10 protein-coding genes are annotated in these 16,625 nt (G+C 42.6%); 3 read left to right on the forward strand and 7 right to left on the reverse strand.

Features of this window, described 5'->3' with window-relative positions; genetic code table 11:
• The gene (locus tag AC4MRV_RS14485; protein WP_491188041.1) at window positions 1-3,042 is read left to right on the forward strand and encodes an AAA family ATPase; all 3,042 of its coding nucleotides are present in this window, start codon (window positions 1-3) and stop codon (window positions 3,040-3,042) included.
• 117 nt (window positions 3,043-3,159) lie between these two features.
• Window positions 3,160-5,229, forward strand: coding sequence for a hybrid sensor histidine kinase/response regulator (locus AC4MRV_RS14490; protein WP_491188042.1), 2,070 nt, complete (start codon window positions 3,160-3,162; stop codon window positions 5,227-5,229).
• Between the two features lie 43 nt (window positions 5,230-5,272).
• Here AC4MRV_RS14490 and cqsA read toward each other — a convergent pair whose 3' ends face one another.
• The 7 genes from cqsA to AC4MRV_RS14525 all read right to left on the reverse strand — a co-directional run bounded on the left by cqsA (window position 5,273) and on the right by AC4MRV_RS14525 (window position 15,208).
• Window positions 5,273-6,454, reverse strand: a complete 1,182-nt coding sequence (gene cqsA, locus AC4MRV_RS14495) for an alpha-hydroxyketone-type quorum-sensing autoinducer synthase (protein WP_491188043.1) — start codon at window positions 6,452-6,454, stop codon at window positions 5,273-5,275.
• A 197-nt stretch (window positions 6,455-6,651) separates the two neighbouring features.
• Window positions 6,652-7,626 (reverse strand): TDT family transporter, encoded by a 975-nt coding sequence (locus AC4MRV_RS14500; protein ID WP_491188044.1) that lies wholly within the window; start codon window positions 7,624-7,626, stop codon window positions 6,652-6,654.
• A 115-nt stretch (window positions 7,627-7,741) separates the two neighbouring features.
• Window positions 7,742-9,142, reverse strand: a complete 1,401-nt coding sequence (gene clcA, locus AC4MRV_RS14505; RefSeq protein WP_491188045.1) for a H(+)/Cl(-) exchange transporter ClcA — start codon at window positions 9,140-9,142, stop codon at window positions 7,742-7,744.
• A 432-nt stretch (window positions 9,143-9,574) separates the two neighbouring features.
• Window positions 9,575-10,555: a CobW family GTP-binding protein gene (locus AC4MRV_RS14510; RefSeq protein ID WP_491188046.1), complete on the reverse strand. Its 981-nt coding sequence runs from the start codon at window positions 10,553-10,555 to the stop codon at window positions 9,575-9,577.
• An 88-nt stretch (window positions 10,556-10,643) separates the two neighbouring features.
• Window positions 10,644-11,579: a ribosome biogenesis GTPase YlqF gene (gene ylqF / locus AC4MRV_RS14515; protein ID WP_491188047.1), complete on the reverse strand. Its 936-nt coding sequence runs from the start codon at window positions 11,577-11,579 to the stop codon at window positions 10,644-10,646.
• Window positions 11,580-11,693: 114 nt separating this feature from the next.
• Window positions 11,694-14,165: a putative bifunctional diguanylate cyclase/phosphodiesterase gene (locus AC4MRV_RS14520; protein ID WP_491188048.1), complete on the reverse strand. Its 2,472-nt coding sequence runs from the start codon at window positions 14,163-14,165 to the stop codon at window positions 11,694-11,696.
• The gene (locus AC4MRV_RS14525; protein WP_491188061.1) at window positions 14,165-15,208 is read right to left on the reverse strand and encodes a substrate-binding domain-containing protein; all 1,044 of its coding nucleotides are present in this window, start codon (window positions 15,206-15,208) and stop codon (window positions 14,165-14,167) included. Before AC4MRV_RS14525 ends, AC4MRV_RS14520 begins: the two co-directional genes overlap by 1 nt.
• A 226-nt stretch (window positions 15,209-15,434) precedes the next feature.
• Here AC4MRV_RS14525 and AC4MRV_RS14530 point away from each other — a divergent pair, with 226 nt between their 5' ends.
• A complete protein-coding gene (locus AC4MRV_RS14530) occupies window positions 15,435-16,451 on the forward strand; it encodes a substrate-binding domain-containing protein (RefSeq protein ID WP_491188062.1) in 1,017 nt (338 codons plus the stop codon).
• The last annotated feature ends 174 nt before the right edge of the window (window positions 16,452-16,625 follow it).

The following is a 16,625-nucleotide window of genomic DNA, read 5'->3' on the forward strand; positions in this document are numbered from 1 at the left end:
ATGAAACCGATTAAACTCATCATTCAGGCATTTGGTCCTTTCGCTCAAGCTCAAAAAATTGACTTTACGCAGCTTGGTTCCAATCCGCTTTTTCTTATCAACGGCCCAACGGGCTCGGGCAAAACCTCAATCCTGGATGCAATTTGTTTCGCTCTGTATGGAGAGACCACTGGTAACGAGCGTCTAGGCATGCAAATGCGCAGTGATTTGGCACCTTTATCGATTCCAACTGAAATCACCTTAGAGTTTGCCCTTAACGATAAGCTGTATCGTGTAACGCGCTCACCTGAACAAGAAGCCCCTAAAGCTCGGGGAGAAGGAATGACAACACGTAAACACACCGCTGCATTGTATCTGCTGGGGGAGGAAGAGACCTTAATAACCAGTAAGACTGCGCAAGTGAAGACAGAAATTACTGAACTGCTTGGTTTAAATGAAACCCAATTTCGCCAAGTAATGGTATTGCCGCAAGGAAAATTTCGAGAGTTGTTGTTAGCAAGTTCGAAAGAGCGCGAAGAAATATTTGGCCAATTGTTTCAAACCGATGTCTATAAACGAATAGAGTTTGCCTTAAAAGATAAAGCGAGTGCGATTAGTAAAGCGAAGAACGATTTCGACAATCAAATTCGAGGGGCACTACAGGTAGCCGAAGCTGAAACGGAGCAATCGTTGGATGCGCAATGTGAGAGGTTGAAGGCTACTTTGAAACTTGCTGAATCTGATGAACAGCAAGCATTACACAAGTTACAAAACCACAAACAAGAGCTTCAACAAGCTAAAAGCCTTGAAGAGCGATTTGAGCAGCTGCGCGCAGCATTACAGGCGTTAGAATCTCATCAAACTAAGCTAAGTGAGCAAAAGGAATCTCAAGCCAGACTTAATGTGGCACTTGCTGCAAATAAGCTGATGTTGCCACATAATCAATGGCAGCAAAGCACTGTACAAGTAGATGAAAACAGAAAAGAGCAAACCAATGCATTAGCTCAGTTTGACAACCTTAGCTTGGAACTCGCTAAAGCAACGCAACAGCTCGAGTTACAAACAGAAAAAGCCGCGCTGGTTCCTAAATGGACAGATGAGCTATACGCGATTGAAACAACAAAGACTAAGCTCGTAGAGAAGCAACAATTGGTTAAAGAGCAATCGCTGCTTGTCGAGGCCGAATCCCAACAGAGCGTAACACTCCAAAAATACCAAACACTTAAGCAATCGCTTGATACGCAAGCGGAAGAAGGCAAAGTTCAGCTAGAAAAAGCGCGCATACTCTTTAACGAAAAGCCTGCTGTCGAGGCTGAAATCGAGAGATTAAAACGCGCTATCACAGATGTGGGTAAGCTTGTTCAACTTAAAGGTGAATTGAAACAGCAGAAGCTAGATTTGGTTCCGTTGGAGCAACATCTCGCGAGATCTTTGGATACATTAACGGCGAGACGAAAAGAAGCAGACCAGCTCGAGTTTCATTGGCACAGTGCTCAAGCTGCAGTGTTGGCGAAGAAGTTACAAGATGACTTGCCTTGTCCGGTATGCGGCAGTATAGAGCATCCTTCGCCAGCGCAATTCAACGGGGATGAAATCTCTAAACAGCAAGTAGACGCTGCGAGACAGTCTGAGCGTATATCTCAAGACGAATACAATCGTTCGCTCAATAAGCTTGAACAACACAAGACGTTAGTTAAACAAACTGAAATTCGTGTTGGCGAACAAACGCTCGAGCTAGGAGAGTTGGCGTCAATCGATTCGGCAATTCTAGATCAAGCGCATCAAGAGCAAGAAATAAAACTAAGAAGTATCGTTGCTTTAGATCTCAACGCATTAGAGCAAGCCGTTGTTGAACTTAACCAACGAAGCGAAAACGGTGAAGCTAAGATTACCGAACTTAAGCAGCAAATGGTGGCAACACAAGCTCAGCATAAAGCTATGGATGAGCGAATTGAAAGCCTGACTAGAGAGATTGGTGACGCTTATCAAGATATTCAATCTGCCGATATGGCTTACTTACAACTGCAGAAGAAGATTGAAACAACTGTCCAAACACATGAAGCGGCTAAACAACATGTTAATCAGCTCAATGTTAATAAATCGTCTCTTGAAGGGCAGATAAAGACGCTAGATGAACAGTGTCATAAGTTGCAGCAGGCTTTGAGTGAACATCAAGCGACTTGGTTGACTGCGTTAGAGAGCAGTCAGTTTAACAATGAAGAGTCGTTTTTAAACGGAGCGGCTAACGAAAACCAAGTTGAGCATTGGCGAAGCGAGATTGAAAGCTACAAACAAACTCAAATCAAATTGGAGCAAACGGTTGAAGATTTAAAGGCTGTTGTCCTTGATAAACAGCGCCCAAATTTAGATAGCTTGAATCAGTTGTCTAAGGAATTGGAAACGGCTTATCAGGGCGTTAGAGAGGCTCTTGACCGAACACGCTCGGACTACGAGCGACTCATAAAAGTAAAACACGATATCGCGCAGTTAAATAGCAAAAACGTTGAGTTGGAACGAGAATACAAGGTGTTTGGTACCTTGTATGACGTTGCTAGTGGAAAAACAGGAAGTCGTGTTAGCTTGCACCGCTTTGTACTGGGAGTGCTGCTCGACGATGTTTTAGTCCAAGCTTCACAGCGACTTAGCCTTATGAGCAAAGGCCGTTATATATTGATGCGTAAAACAGAAGGTTTCAAAGGGGCAGCGGGTCGAGGGTTAGACTTGATTGTTGAAGATGGCTATACAGGAAAAACTCGAGATGTTGCTACACTATCTGGCGGTGAGTCTTTCATGGCGGCATTGTCACTCGCTCTAGGGCTTTCGGACGTGGTTCAATCATACAGCGGTGGTATTAGACTCGATACACTGTTTATTGATGAAGGTTTCGGTAGTTTAGATCCCGAGTCTCTTGATCTAGCCATTCAAACACTCATAGATCTTCAGCAGTCAGGTCGAACGATTGGTCTTATTTCCCATGTTTCTGAACTAAAGGAGCAAATGTCTCTACGAATTGATGTAGAACCCACCAAACTTGGTAGTTGCGTCAAACTAGTGGCTGCTTAAACCTAGAATAGGAGCCCAAATCTGGAGGGCTCCTGATATTTGTGCTAATTATTAATTGAATTAACTCAAAATTATAAGAGCAATGAGTTGTTGTCGGCGAGTTGGATAAGGTGACTAATGGACGCATTTCGCGTAGCAATTCAAGATACTGTCAATAAGATATATCAGTATGCTGAACCTAATCTTACACTAGTAGGTTGGATGGGGCTGTTAGGGTTTCCAACTTATTACTACGTATGGTCGTACTTGTTTCCGCAGCCTTACGAAAGTTTAGTATTGAGAACATTTTGTTCGTTTTTGTTTGCTGGGCTCGCATTTAGAAACTACTTACCCGAATATTGTCGACGTTATCTGCCGCACTACTATTTAGTACTGATTAGCATCTGTTTGCCGTTTTTCTTTTTTTACATGATGCTAATGAACAACTGGTCTACCATTTGGGCCATGTCTTTTATGGCATCGATCTTTCTGCATATTTTGCTTGTCCATCAAACTAGAGTGGTCCTTGCGCAGGCTTTGTTAGCAATATGTATCGCTGTATTCGTCGTTTACGGAACGGACCTCTCGAGCGCGTATCAAGATGTGATTTGGGCTTACATTCCTATATTTCTATTTACATATATATTTGGCAATTTGTTTTATTTTCGCAATCAAGTTGAGCATGAGAGTAAGGTTTCCATCGCCAAGTCTTTTGGTGCAGGAATTGCACATGAAATGCGTAACCCATTGAGTGCGCTTAAAGCCTCAGTGGATGTGTTGTCTTCGATACTGACGGCTGAAAAAGAGTCAGCCAATAGCGGGTTAAAAATATCGTCACATGAGCTATCAATGGCTAGAGATGTTCTTAATGATGCCGATGAGGTGATTAAAAATGGTAACGAAGCGATAGACTTACTCCTCACTTCTATTGACGAAAACCGAGTATCAACTTCAACGTTCAGGAAACATAATGCTAAGGTTGTGATCGAAGATGCACTGTCTAGTTTCGCCTATAAGAGCGTAAAAGATAAATTAGCCGTCGAATTAGTTGTAGAGCAGGAATTTGACTTTTTTGGCAGTGATACTCTGATTAAATATGCGCTTTACAACCTGCTTAAGAACGCTTTTTACTACCAATCAGATGATGATTTCAAAATCACAATTACGTTGGCTCAGTGCGGTGGCCAAAATCAGGTAACGTTTCACGACAACGGTATTGGCATCGCCGCTGATGTAAAAGAACACGTGTTCAAGGACTTCTATACATTCGGTAAAACAGGAAGTTATGGTTTAGGGTTACCGTTTTGCCACAAGGTGATGACAGCGGTAGGAGGGGCGATTGAGTGTAAATCTGAGCCGAATGAGTGGACTTCTTTCACATTAACATTCCCGATCTATGATTCTGAGATCGTCGATCGAATTAAGATCGAATTGATGGAATCAAAATCTGTACTCTATGTTGGCGCAAATGACAGAATCAGCAATGTCTTGAATGAACACGCCTTTTATAAGGGGTTTCGTCTGATCGTAATGGATATCGAGGCTGCGAGCAAAAAGCAAGAGTATGAATTCGAGTTTGATTTGCTCTTTATTGATTTAGATGAAGCAGCATCTAATGCTAACGCACTATCTGATCTTCAAGCTAAGCTTCATTTCACTGAAGGCAGGATTGTGCCGCTCTATGATTTAGATACACACTATAGTGACAGCCTTGATCAACGACTTGAGATCTACCCTGTGGAAAAACATCGCATGCAACGCCGATCAGGTCGTGTTTTAGATGAATTGTTTTTTGAATCGATAGAGTCGAACCACGGCGTTATACCCAAGAAAGCTCAGGTACATGGTAAGACGATTGTAATAGCAGACGACAATCAATCATTGCGTACATATACATCAATCCTACTTGAACAGCAGGGGTTTGAAGTAATACAGGTCCAAAATGGAAAGGAAGTTATAGAGAAACTGCAACAAAGCCCGGTTGACCTAGTCATCATGGATATTGAGATGCCTCAACTAAATGGGTTAGAAGCCGCGAATGCGATTAGAAACTCACATGAAGCCTATGCCAATGTGCCAATATTGGGCCACACAGGAGACTCTACAGCCTTGGCTCTCGATAAGATCCATGAATCTGGTATGAATGACTATGTAATAAAACCTGCTGGAACAGGAGTGTTACTCGATAAGATATCGGATTGGATTTAGTACCCTCAAATAATTGAACGACTGATTTGAGGGTACATTATTACTATATTATGTATAAATTAGGTTGTTGGTGAGCGAGCGAAACTGCGTTTATAATCTTATCTACTTGGTGTTTCGTAGTGCTGCTGCTCAAAGAAAATCGTATGATATTTTTATTTGGTGTTGTCGCGGGTTGGCAAAATACGGCACCGAACACCCCTAAGCTTTCGAGAAAATTGCGTACATTTTCTGTATTTCTTTCATCGCCCGTTTCGAGTGTGACTATTTGAGATTCACTTCGAATAGTGATACCAATTTTAATTAATTGCTGTTTTAAATAGCGACTAATTTCCCTCAAATGGCCTCGTTTATTATCACACTTTTGAATAACCTCTAATGTTTTATCCAGTCGCTGAATTTCATAAGGAAGCATTGCTGAGCTAAATACAGCTGGATAACCGACAAAAGGAATGCACTCATTTGCTCTATTATTGCACCAAATCGCCCCGGCGCGGTAAGCAAAAGTTTTAGCTAAACTGGCTGTCATAAAATCAACCTGATGACTTAGTTTTAAACTCTTGAGCAAGCCCTCTCCATGTTTACCATGAGTGCCTAGGGAATGAGACTCATCTACCACGATTGCGCAGCCATGCTCTTTTGCAGTGAGGACCAATTCAATCAATGGAGCAAGGGTGCCTATAGTGCTGTAGATTGAGTCTATTAGTACAATTCCTGGGCCATGACGCTTAATTAACTTATTCAAATGCTTGATGTTATTGTGCATGAAAGGATGTATGTTCGCGCCAGCTATCCGAGCGCCTTCCCATAGCGACATGTGCGCAAAAAAATCGATATAGACCTGAGTGTCGCTGTCACAAATAGTCTGAAGTAAAGCCAAATTAGCTGACCAGCCAGATTGTGAGAGTAAGCACGACTGAAAGCCAGTGAAGGCTGCGAGTTTTGATTCTAATTCGGGTTTATTGTCTTCTTTTTGAAGAAATACACCCGACATAAATGAAGCATTTTCCTTTGCCATTATCGCGTCCACATGGGTTTTAATAATGTCTGGATGGTTCGCTAAATCGAGATAATCGTTACTTTGTAGAACGACGTCATTGCTTTGAGGAGTGGCCCCCATAACAAGGTGCTTTCCGTTTTGGTGGCAGTTAATTAGCCGGGCCAGGTGATGCTCAATCTTTTTATTAATGAATTCTGGGGAAGGGGGGCATAGGTTTAGCGTATTCATAATCAACATTTCCTTTATTAAAAACCATGAGCCAGCTGACAAAGGAATATATGAATGAAATTTAATATTGTTTCTAGGCAGAATTATGAAGAATTAGTGGTATGTTACAAATAAAAATATCAACTATAATGCATACAGGAATATTTCCCTAAGCTTACGAGCTATAAGTTGTATAAATATAGGTAGAAATCGAACGATTAATTAACCGTTTGGTTTTGCTTATCTGCAGAGAATAGCTCTGGCCAATACATTTTGATGTAGCCAATAGATACCCAAATGACGAGTCCAGTAGCGACACTGAGCTCAAAAAAACCAAAGTTATGTAACCAGTGCCAATGAGGGTGATAGTCCTCAAAAAAGCTAGTTAGCCTATGCATGGCGATGGCACTTATCACCGATGGAAACGTGACTGCAGCAATCGAAGGTTGAAACTTGAGCTTTAACAATCGGATATAGCAAAGGTAGATGAACAATGTCATCGTGACTGCTATTCCTGCCAATGCACCTGTTAAAATTGGATCAGGCTCTGAAAAATTCACTAGATATGTTGCTAACGTCAAATTAATAGGTGCAGCCATAATTGCTAACGTAGGTCTTGCACGTTTGGGCAATGTACCTTCAAACATGAGTCGATAAAGAACAAGCGGTAACATAAAAAAGTAGATAGTAATGCACGTCATTACGAGCGTTTCAGAAAAGACAGTATGTCCAAACTGAGTCCCTGCAAGGGAGCTACTAATCAAACCTACAGGGTAAAGAAACCAGCTTGGTACTATGTTAGATATTTTAAAGTTGGTTAGCTGAAAACCGAAAAACATGATCATCATTGTTAGGTGCAAAAGCAGAGCTGCGAACCAGATGGGGTAGGCGATCACCGGAGAGATAACAGCTAAATAGTCACAAAGAACTAATAGCGCCATACTCATTGGTGCCATTAGGCTACCGCTCAATGGATGGCGAATATCACTGATAAAGGTTCGTGCGCTCGTGAAATATTTCACGAGAACGGGAAACAGCAGGATGGCACCTAACGATGCGAGGTAAGGACGAATAGTTGCGCCTATTTCTGGAACATACAACGACCACGCGTGACCTAACCCGATGATTCCCAATGCTAATGCAGCTTGCGATGGCGGTACACTGTGAAATTGTGTTAAGCGTCTCCAGTTCAATGACCTATTCCTAAATACTTGCGAGTAAATGCTCTAAAAATCGGTCGGACCTTATTATAGCCGCTCCAATTCTTGAGCGCTGATCATAACAAGCCAAACGGTTGCGGTGCAATTGTCATTTTGCTTCGCTTGGCACGTCTTCCTGTCGTAGCTTCTCATTTTTTAAAGTTCGATGGAGTAGTTGACTATAAATAGGTTGGCCGCCTAATAGCTGCGCAAAAATAACCGCGCCTAAGCTGGTAATGATGAGCGGCAGAATGAGGTAATAGTTATTGGTCATTTCGATAACCAGCAAAATCCCGGTAATCGGCGCGCGTACCGTTGCCGCAAACAGGGCGCCCATGCCTGCGATGGCAAACATACCCGGATCAATCATCAACTCAGGTAGAAGCCCTTTTGCGATTAGGCCAAACGCATAACCAAATAGAGTGCCAAGCGCAAGCATAGGTGCAAAGATGCCACCTGGCGCACCGGAGCCGAAACAGATCATTGTCGTCGCGATGCGGGCAACAAAAAGCAATAGCAAGAAGCCTGCAGTGTAGTCACCATTGGCAATGTTTGGAATTAAACCGATACCACCGCCGGTAATCTCGGGCATATAGAGTAGGGTAATACCGAAGAAACCGCCGATTAAGCTACCAGTAATAAGGTATCGCTTTCTTTCGTTCTTATGTATCTTAACGAATATATCTTGTGACAATGTCACGAGTTTATTGAAGGCGACACCAAAAACGCCAAACATCATTCCAAGTAATAAAAATAACCAAAGAGCAGGGAGTTCTGGTGGTTGATATTGCGGCATCGTGATGACTGCAGATTGGCCATTGATATAGCGAAACACGATGTTTGCCGAAACCGCGGATACAATGACTGCACGGATAGAGATTAATGAATAGCGAAACTGAGGACGCATCTCCTCAACAACAAACATAATGCCCGCTAAAGGGGCATTAAACGCTGCCGCAAGTCCACCTGCTGCACCAGAGGCAAGTAAACTATGACGTGTGTCGTCGTTTTTGACGCGAAATATATCTGTGACCATGCGACCGATAGCGCCGCCCATTTGCACTGTTGGGCCTTCGCGTCCTAGTACCATCCCAGATCCTAACGTCCCCATACCACCAAAGAATTTTACCGGGATGACTCGCCACCAACGTACTGGACGTATCCCGTCCATCGCCCCTTCTATTTCTGGAATACCAGAACCTGCTGCCTCTGGTGCAAAGCGGTGGACCAAAAAATAACCAATGAAGGCCAATGACGCACTGATTAAGAAGGCTGCTAACCATAAGGGAAGTGCACTGCCGATGGCATCTTTGAGCCAGTCAGTGCGTGTTTCGGAAACAAAATGGACAGCGATTTCGAACAAGGTACCAACAAGACCAGCCAGTACCCCAACAATCAATGATAGCAAAAGTACAGAGATGGGGGTTTTGTCCTTAGAGAGAAATTGATTGATGGCGTCCTTGGGCATTGTTGCGAGTAGGGACTGCTTAATTTTCTCTCTCTTAGTCATGAAGGAATTTACCTCGTAAGAATAACTGGTGGGAATTGTTCTAAGGCAAATTATACGCCTGTCTATACGTAACTATAGCGACAAGAATGGAATATTGATTTTCAAATATGATTCATAGGTGAGAACAAATGGGTCATATGGTGCGACATTATCGGAGCAGTATCACAGAACAGGATAAAGGCTAGGTTGGCCGTACTTGCAAAATGAAGGATTTGAACCATAGTTAAATGGTAAGACATCTCGAACCAACCCGCATGGAGGAATAAGTGTCTTACCTACAATTTGGATGGATTCAGTGATAAAAATTGAAACTCCTCGTTTTTTATCAGGTGGCCGATAAAGCACTTGATTCGCAAGCTCACGATTGAGTAACGAGGGATAGGGCGCACTTATTGGTGCGCCTTTTGTCGTTTAAGGAGTAGAGAAGGTTTATTAGCTTTCTAAACCAGAAATCTTTTTAAGGACAGACTCTAGCTGATCCCACGGCAATAGTTGGCTATCTATCACTTCCAAACGGCTCTCAAAGCCTTCTAAGGACATCTGGTTTACTGAAACGACACCGTTACTCACATTGAAAGCGAAACAACCGTTATTTGTGTTAAGAACACCTTTTACTCGCTCTGCAGTAAGATCTGATAACACAGAAAATAGGTCATCAAAATCAAACTCCACTTCTGAGCCAAATATCCAGCCACAACTATAATAGCCTTGTCCTTTGTTTTCTTTGCGGATATAAGCTTGATTTGGCGGTAACTGAAATTGAGGCTCTTGCTCAGCATGTTCGTGGTGATGTGCTTCAACATCGTTGGAGTAGGTTGGAGAGCGGCGTTGGCTATCGAGTAACTCTATTGGGAAGTTACCTTGTTTTACCAACTGGCTAAACACTTTTGGTGGTGTTTGATCGGTGACCCAGTCATTGAATGCGTCAATGTCACTGACATGGCACTCATCGACTTTATTACCAATGACTATGTCAGAAATCGCTAACTGGTCATTGAAGTTTTGATTCTCAAGATACTTAGGGTTGGAAAGGTTTCGTGGGTCTACTAATCCAATTGTTGCTCTAAGATCAATGTAGTCCTTAAATTGGCTAGAGGTGAGAGTCGCAAGAACTTTATGAGCATGGCCTAAGCCTGTTGGCTCAACAATCAAACGGTCAGGGTTAGTTCGCAATAGTGCGGTAATGGCAACAGACATAGGTACGCCTGCAGCGCAGCACATACAGCCTCCTGGTACTTCTTTGATCATAGCGCCTTGGTCCGTCATCATTGCGCCATCGATACCAATTTCACCGAATTCGTTGACTAGAACCGCCCAGTTTTCACTTTCAGGTTTTTCTTGAAGTAAATTTAAAATTGCGGTGGTTTTGCCTGTTCCAAGGAATCCAGTGATAATGTTGGTAGGTATTCTCATCAAAAGTTCTCGATTTTCATTTTGTTATATTATAACAAATATACAGCATTGGGGTACAAAAAAGGCAGTGTAATCACTGCCCTCATCGTTAACGCTTGTTTTTTAGATAACGCTTACGGCGCTCTTCTTTCTTCTTAGCCTTTTCTTCAGCTTTTCGCGCGGCTTCTATTTCGACTTCGACTAGCTCTTGAGTGATCATTTCTGGCAGTTCGAGTGTTATTTGACCCAATGTACCATTACGCAACTCATGCAATAAAATTTCTGAACACTTATGTAAATCAACACGTCCACCAGAGCGCAAAGCGCCACGCTTTCGGCCAATTTCTTCCATTAATTCGATATCAGACTCTGGAAGGTCCTCAATTTGGTAGCGTTCCTTCAAACGCTCTGGGTAGGCTTTAGCTAGGTACTCTACGGTGTAGAATGCCACTTCATCATATTCCATTGCGGTATCTTTAACTGCACCTGTTGCAGCCAAGCGGAAACCACTGTGTGGATTTTCAACTTTCGGCCATAAGATCCCAGGAGTATCTGAAAGAACAATACCATTTTGAAGGTTGATGCGTTGTTGGCGACGAGTGACTGCTGGTTGGTTGCCGGTGACAGCAACAGTTCGGCCAGCAAGCGTATTGATAATGGTTGATTTGCCTACATTTGGGATGCCCATGATCATTGTACGAATGTTCTTGCCGATTTCTTCTCTGTTAGGGGCTAGCTTTCGACATAATTCGAGGATCTTATTCACTTCTTGAACATTAGTCGTCGTAATCGCCATCGCTTTTACGTTGTTCTCTTGCTCGAAGTGGTCAATCCATAACTGGGTCAACTCTGGATCTGCGAGATCGCGTTTGTTGAGCACTTTTACCACTGGCTTGTTGCCACGGAGTTCGGAAATCATCGGGTTTTCGCTACTGAATGGAATACGAGCATCTAACACTTCGATAATAACGTCGACTTGCGGAATTGCTTCTTCGATCTCTTTGCGGGCTTTGTGCATATGCCCAGGAAACCATTGGATTGACATGGGATTAACCTTGGAATTCTTAATTTCCGTCAATTGTAAGGGTTATCTATGTAGAGTAAAGAGCAAAACCAATTGTCATTGCTAAGTTACTCAGAAACGGGTGATACTTGACCATTAGTTCACCACATTCTCTATATCGACTTTACTCAAATATTGCAGCCAGTGCTCAGTTGGTAGAGGTTTGGCAAAGTAGAAGCCTTGAGCATAGTTGCAGCCAATCTTAGTGAGAATGTCGACGTGTTCACTCGTTTCAACGCCTTCAGCGACAACCGTTAAATTGAGTATTTGAGCTAGCTTCATGATTGCGCACGTGATTTCGAAATCGATGTTTGATTGATTGATATCTTTAATAAAGCTGCGATCCAGCTTTATACAGTCAGCGGAGAGGTTTTTGAGTACGGAAAGAGAAGAATAACCAGTACCAAAATCGTCAATCGCAATTCTAAAGCCTTTCTCGTGTAAGCTTTCTATAGTGCGTTCACACGTGTCGAAATCTCGCATCATATCTCGCTCTGTTATTTCGAGCATAATCTGATTAGGTTTGCATTCGGTGTCGTCAAGGATTGCTTGAAGTTGCTCTGCAAGGTCAACCATATAGAACATTCGAGCGGAGAAGTTAACGGATATCACAATGTCATCGAGCAAGTGGCCTGAGCGTTTCCATTGGGTAATGAGGTTAGCGACTTTACTAAATACCCATTTATCTATTTCGATGATTAAGTCAGTTTTCTCTGCAACCTCGAGGAAGTCAATTGGGAGAAGTAATCCCAATGTAGGATGTTGCCAGCGGACTAATGCTTCAGCGCCAATCGTTTCGCCGGAGTCTAAATCAATTTTGGGCTGAAGATACACGACGAGCTCATCGTCCTTAATGGCTCGGTGAAGGCCAATATTTGTTTCTATGAGGTCATTCACCTCGTGGGTCATCTGATCAGTGTAGACTCGGTACTGATCTCGGCCATTTCGTTTGGCGCAGTACATTGCGGTATCGGCATTTCGTATTAAAGTATCAGCATTGACACCATGTGTAGGGAACTCACAAATCCCAATACTGGCTGAAACGAATATAGTACTGTTCTCTATATGGTAAGGCATTCTAAGTGCACTATTAATCTGTTCTGCGATGAGTTCACCACCTTTTAGCTCAGTGCGACTTAGGATAACCATAAATTCGTCACCGCCCATGCGTGCAACGAAGCCTTGCTCACCAATCAAATCGCTTAAAATACCAGCGACATTGACGAGCAGATTATCCCCAACGGCGTGTCCGAGTGAGTCGTTGATGGTTTTGAATTCGTCTATATCCAGATAGAGTAATAGAAACTTGTCATTGTCCTTTTCAGACTGCTTAATCTCATTATTTAGGTTCTTACTAGCCAGCAAGCGGTTGGCCAATCGAGTTAATGGATCATGGTGAGCAAGGTAGTCGAAGTTCTTTTTTTCTTCATTGAGCGCTAGATAAGCGTCAGAGAGCCTAGAGGCCATATTGTTGTATGCATTTTCAATATGGCTCCATTCATCTTGGCGGCCTAGATCGATAGGCGTTTTAGTTTCAGCACTCATTAACCGATCAAAACCGTTTTTCAAGTCATCCAAAGGTTTTCGAATGTGTCGATTTACCACAAGGTTAACGAGAAGAACTGACAGTAGGAAAGCAGAAATGCTGATTACAATGGCATTAAAGCGAGAGGCAGATATCTCATTTTCAAGTTGGTTAGTGAGCTCCAGTGCTTGATTAAGCACACGTGATTCAGTGCTCTCCACCATCTGTAGTAGTGATTCTTGAGCGTCTATCAAAGCGTCCATAACAACCCAACGCTGCTCGAGGTTTGCTTTGATGCGTCTTAACGCAGAGTTGTAGCGCTTTACCGTCTTATAAATATTCGCTTTATGCTCTACTACATCTTGAGTATCGATATCCACGTTTTCCAGGTGAAGTAGGAAGATATCAAGTTCCTTTTCAACTTCGATCAATAAAACTTTTTCGGTTTCAGGTGTTATTCGGCTGTGTATATCGCCAACCATTTTCCCGGTTGTCAGATACGATTCGCGCAGCATGTTTACAAGATCAAGTTCATTGTTGTGACGATTAAAGTCACTGTGGGTCAGATGTTGTAATTTGCTATTAGCGATAGCCAGCTCAAGGCTGTCTAATTGGTCAGAAAGCCGAGCATCAATTTTATCGGTTTGTTTTAGGATACGATTCAAGGCGAGAGAACTTCCGAGAAATCGGTGAAAATTATTGATGAACGCATCTATACGCTGCGAAAACTCGTCGTTGGTGGATAGATCCCGCAAACGCTGCAATTGAAAATCAATGTTAAATGCTTCTTTGGATAAAGTCGTTTCACTAAACAGAATCGTTTGTTCGAGCAGCTTTACCCGCGAAGTTAATGCGAACACACGGCGGCTTATTTCCGAGTTGACGATTAGCTCTGAAACGTGAGTTGAGGTTTCTGTTTTAAGTGTTGACTCAACATAGTAGAGCGAGCGAATAACGACCAAAACAGCGATGCTAACGATAAGCAGTGAGACTAGACTCGAAACCAGTAATCTTTGCGTAATGTTTATCTGATGTAGTTTCATTAAGGCTTCCAAATCTTTAGGTATGCTTCTCTATAACCGTTATCTGGGTCGTAAATACCGCTTCCTTTAACACCAATTAAGTCGGATACGTTTTTCGGCGTGACTAAATGAACAGGCGCGGAATAACCACTTGGCGGCATGTCATGGAACGCTCTGTTCAGTTCGTCAATGATTTGCCACCCTTGCAGATATAAAGGCTCAGGTACTGTAGCGAGTTGAAACTTATCACTGTTAATGCGCTTGTAAGCCGCTTTACTACCATCTCCAGCGGAGATATTTTGAGGTAGAGTGTTATTCTTTTCTTGATTTGATTCTAAAGAGGGAATGGCGTAATCGATGTAGAGATCATTGATGGCTAAGATATGCGTTATTCTTTGGCCATGCTTCTCCCATAACTTTTCCAGAGTACCAGGCATTTGCTCAGCGATTTTATCCAAATGTAGCGATTTAACTTCGAGAAGTTCACATCCATGACAGCGTTTGATGGTTTCAGCCATAGCTGTGGATTTAATGGTGGCAATCTTATAATTTGGGTCAGTGAAAATTAACGTGTTAGCTTGTCCATTTGAGTCAACAATCGCAAGCAGTGCGGCAATTTCTGCAACGTCTAGTGGATCGGTCGTTATGTTGGTATAGAGTCCAATTTCTGGGCTTCCTCCAGCTAATTCAGTGGCATGCCAGCCCACAACGACAATTCCAAGACTTTGAGCAAATGTTAGTACCTCTTTGTGTCTTAAGGCATCGATTCCACCTAAAACGATAGCATCAGGTTGGAAACCGATGGCTTTTCTTATTGCTGCACCTTGTCTAACTTCCGAGCCCAAACCATCGATAAATCTTAGATGCCAGTCGAGGTTTGAAATGGCTTCGGACATGCCTTTCCCAACACCATAGACACCTCCGTTGCGTAGGTCAGAGGCGACAAAAATGACGTTTCTATCGTATACGGCTTTAGGACCAGAAGTCGGACCATCCCAAACAGGGCTTCCAGAGATAGCTTTGCTCACTTGGCTACGAGCGTAGGAAAGAAACTCATCTTCCATCGCGTAAGTAGCTTGAGTGCCAACGGCACTAGTCAAGAAGAGCAGAAACAAACGAGCAAAAAGTTTATACATAAAATATCAGTATGATTATTTGTGTTTTATAAAACGTATATATTTATAATAATGTTATTACACAATAAAACAATTGGTAACATCTATGGAACGTCGTTTAACTAATCAACTAAAGAAGAGCTTAGTCCTAGGCATCTGTGCTGTCAGTTTGTCTATGGGAGTTACCGCTACAGAAAACGAAAGTTTAAAACTAGAGCGCTTTCAGGAAACAGTGAGCGCCGAGCCTGACGCTATAAATAAAAAGTTTGATGGTAAGGTGCGTATTGCTGTGATTTACCCAAGTGCCGATATCTCAGACTTTTGGGTTAAGAATTACACTGCGCTTACTAAAAGGCTTACGGATCTGCAGTTGCCTTACCATATCGATGAATTTACTTCCAAGCAGATCGAGCATTCATTGCAAACTCAGTACACTGACCAAGTGCTTTCGGCGAATACACCATATGACTTTGTGATTTTTGGGCCAACAGAGCTGGATCTCCAAGCAAACAACATTCAAAAGCTATCTCAATCTGACAAGTTCAAAACCTTTATTTGGGCTTTCCACACTCCAAATAGTGATTGGCAACATCAACCTGATGCTTGGTTCGATTTTTCTAGCGAAATGGGGGCGAATGTACTGTGTGACCATGTAGTGAGTTGGTTAGGGAACGATATAGAGTTTGCAGCCAACCGAGGCATACCAGGAATCACAGATACTCAACGTTCACAGGGCTTTATAGATTGTGTTGAAGCTAAAGGAGAATGGATAACAAGCTATGAACATTTTGGTCAATATCAAAAGATCGGCGGTGCTGACGGTGTTAGGCTGATACTCGATAATTTTCCTGAAGTAACCATGATTCACAATGCGAATACTGCTATGACTATGGGCGCTATCGATGTGCTCGCAGAAGAAAAACAATTGGATGATATCTATGTCACAGGATGGGGTGGAACGGCGAAAGAAATCGAAAAGATTCGCTCTGGTGAACTCGATGCGACTCCTATGCGCATGAGTGATGATCTCGGCGTCGCGACTGCTGAAGCGATTAAGTATCATTTAACGAATAGAGCAGATGAGGTTCCCTTGGTCTATTTAGGGAGAATTACAGTCGTTCATAATGCAATGGAAAGTGAGCAATTGGATGAATTGACACGTGAGGCATTTCGTTATTCCGGAGGGGAATAATGTGAGATTTCCACATGGCGGAGCAGAGTGTTCGAAGAATCGTTAAAGAAAAGGCTAAACAGCGAGCTAATTAGTCATTCATGTGCATAAACATTTTGAAAATGTGATATTCATATTTTGTCATATATTAAAAAATGTTTATATTGCCGTGCTACAAACTATTACAACTAAAGT

The sequence above is a fragment of the Vibrio sp. genome (genome assembly GCF_984391705.1).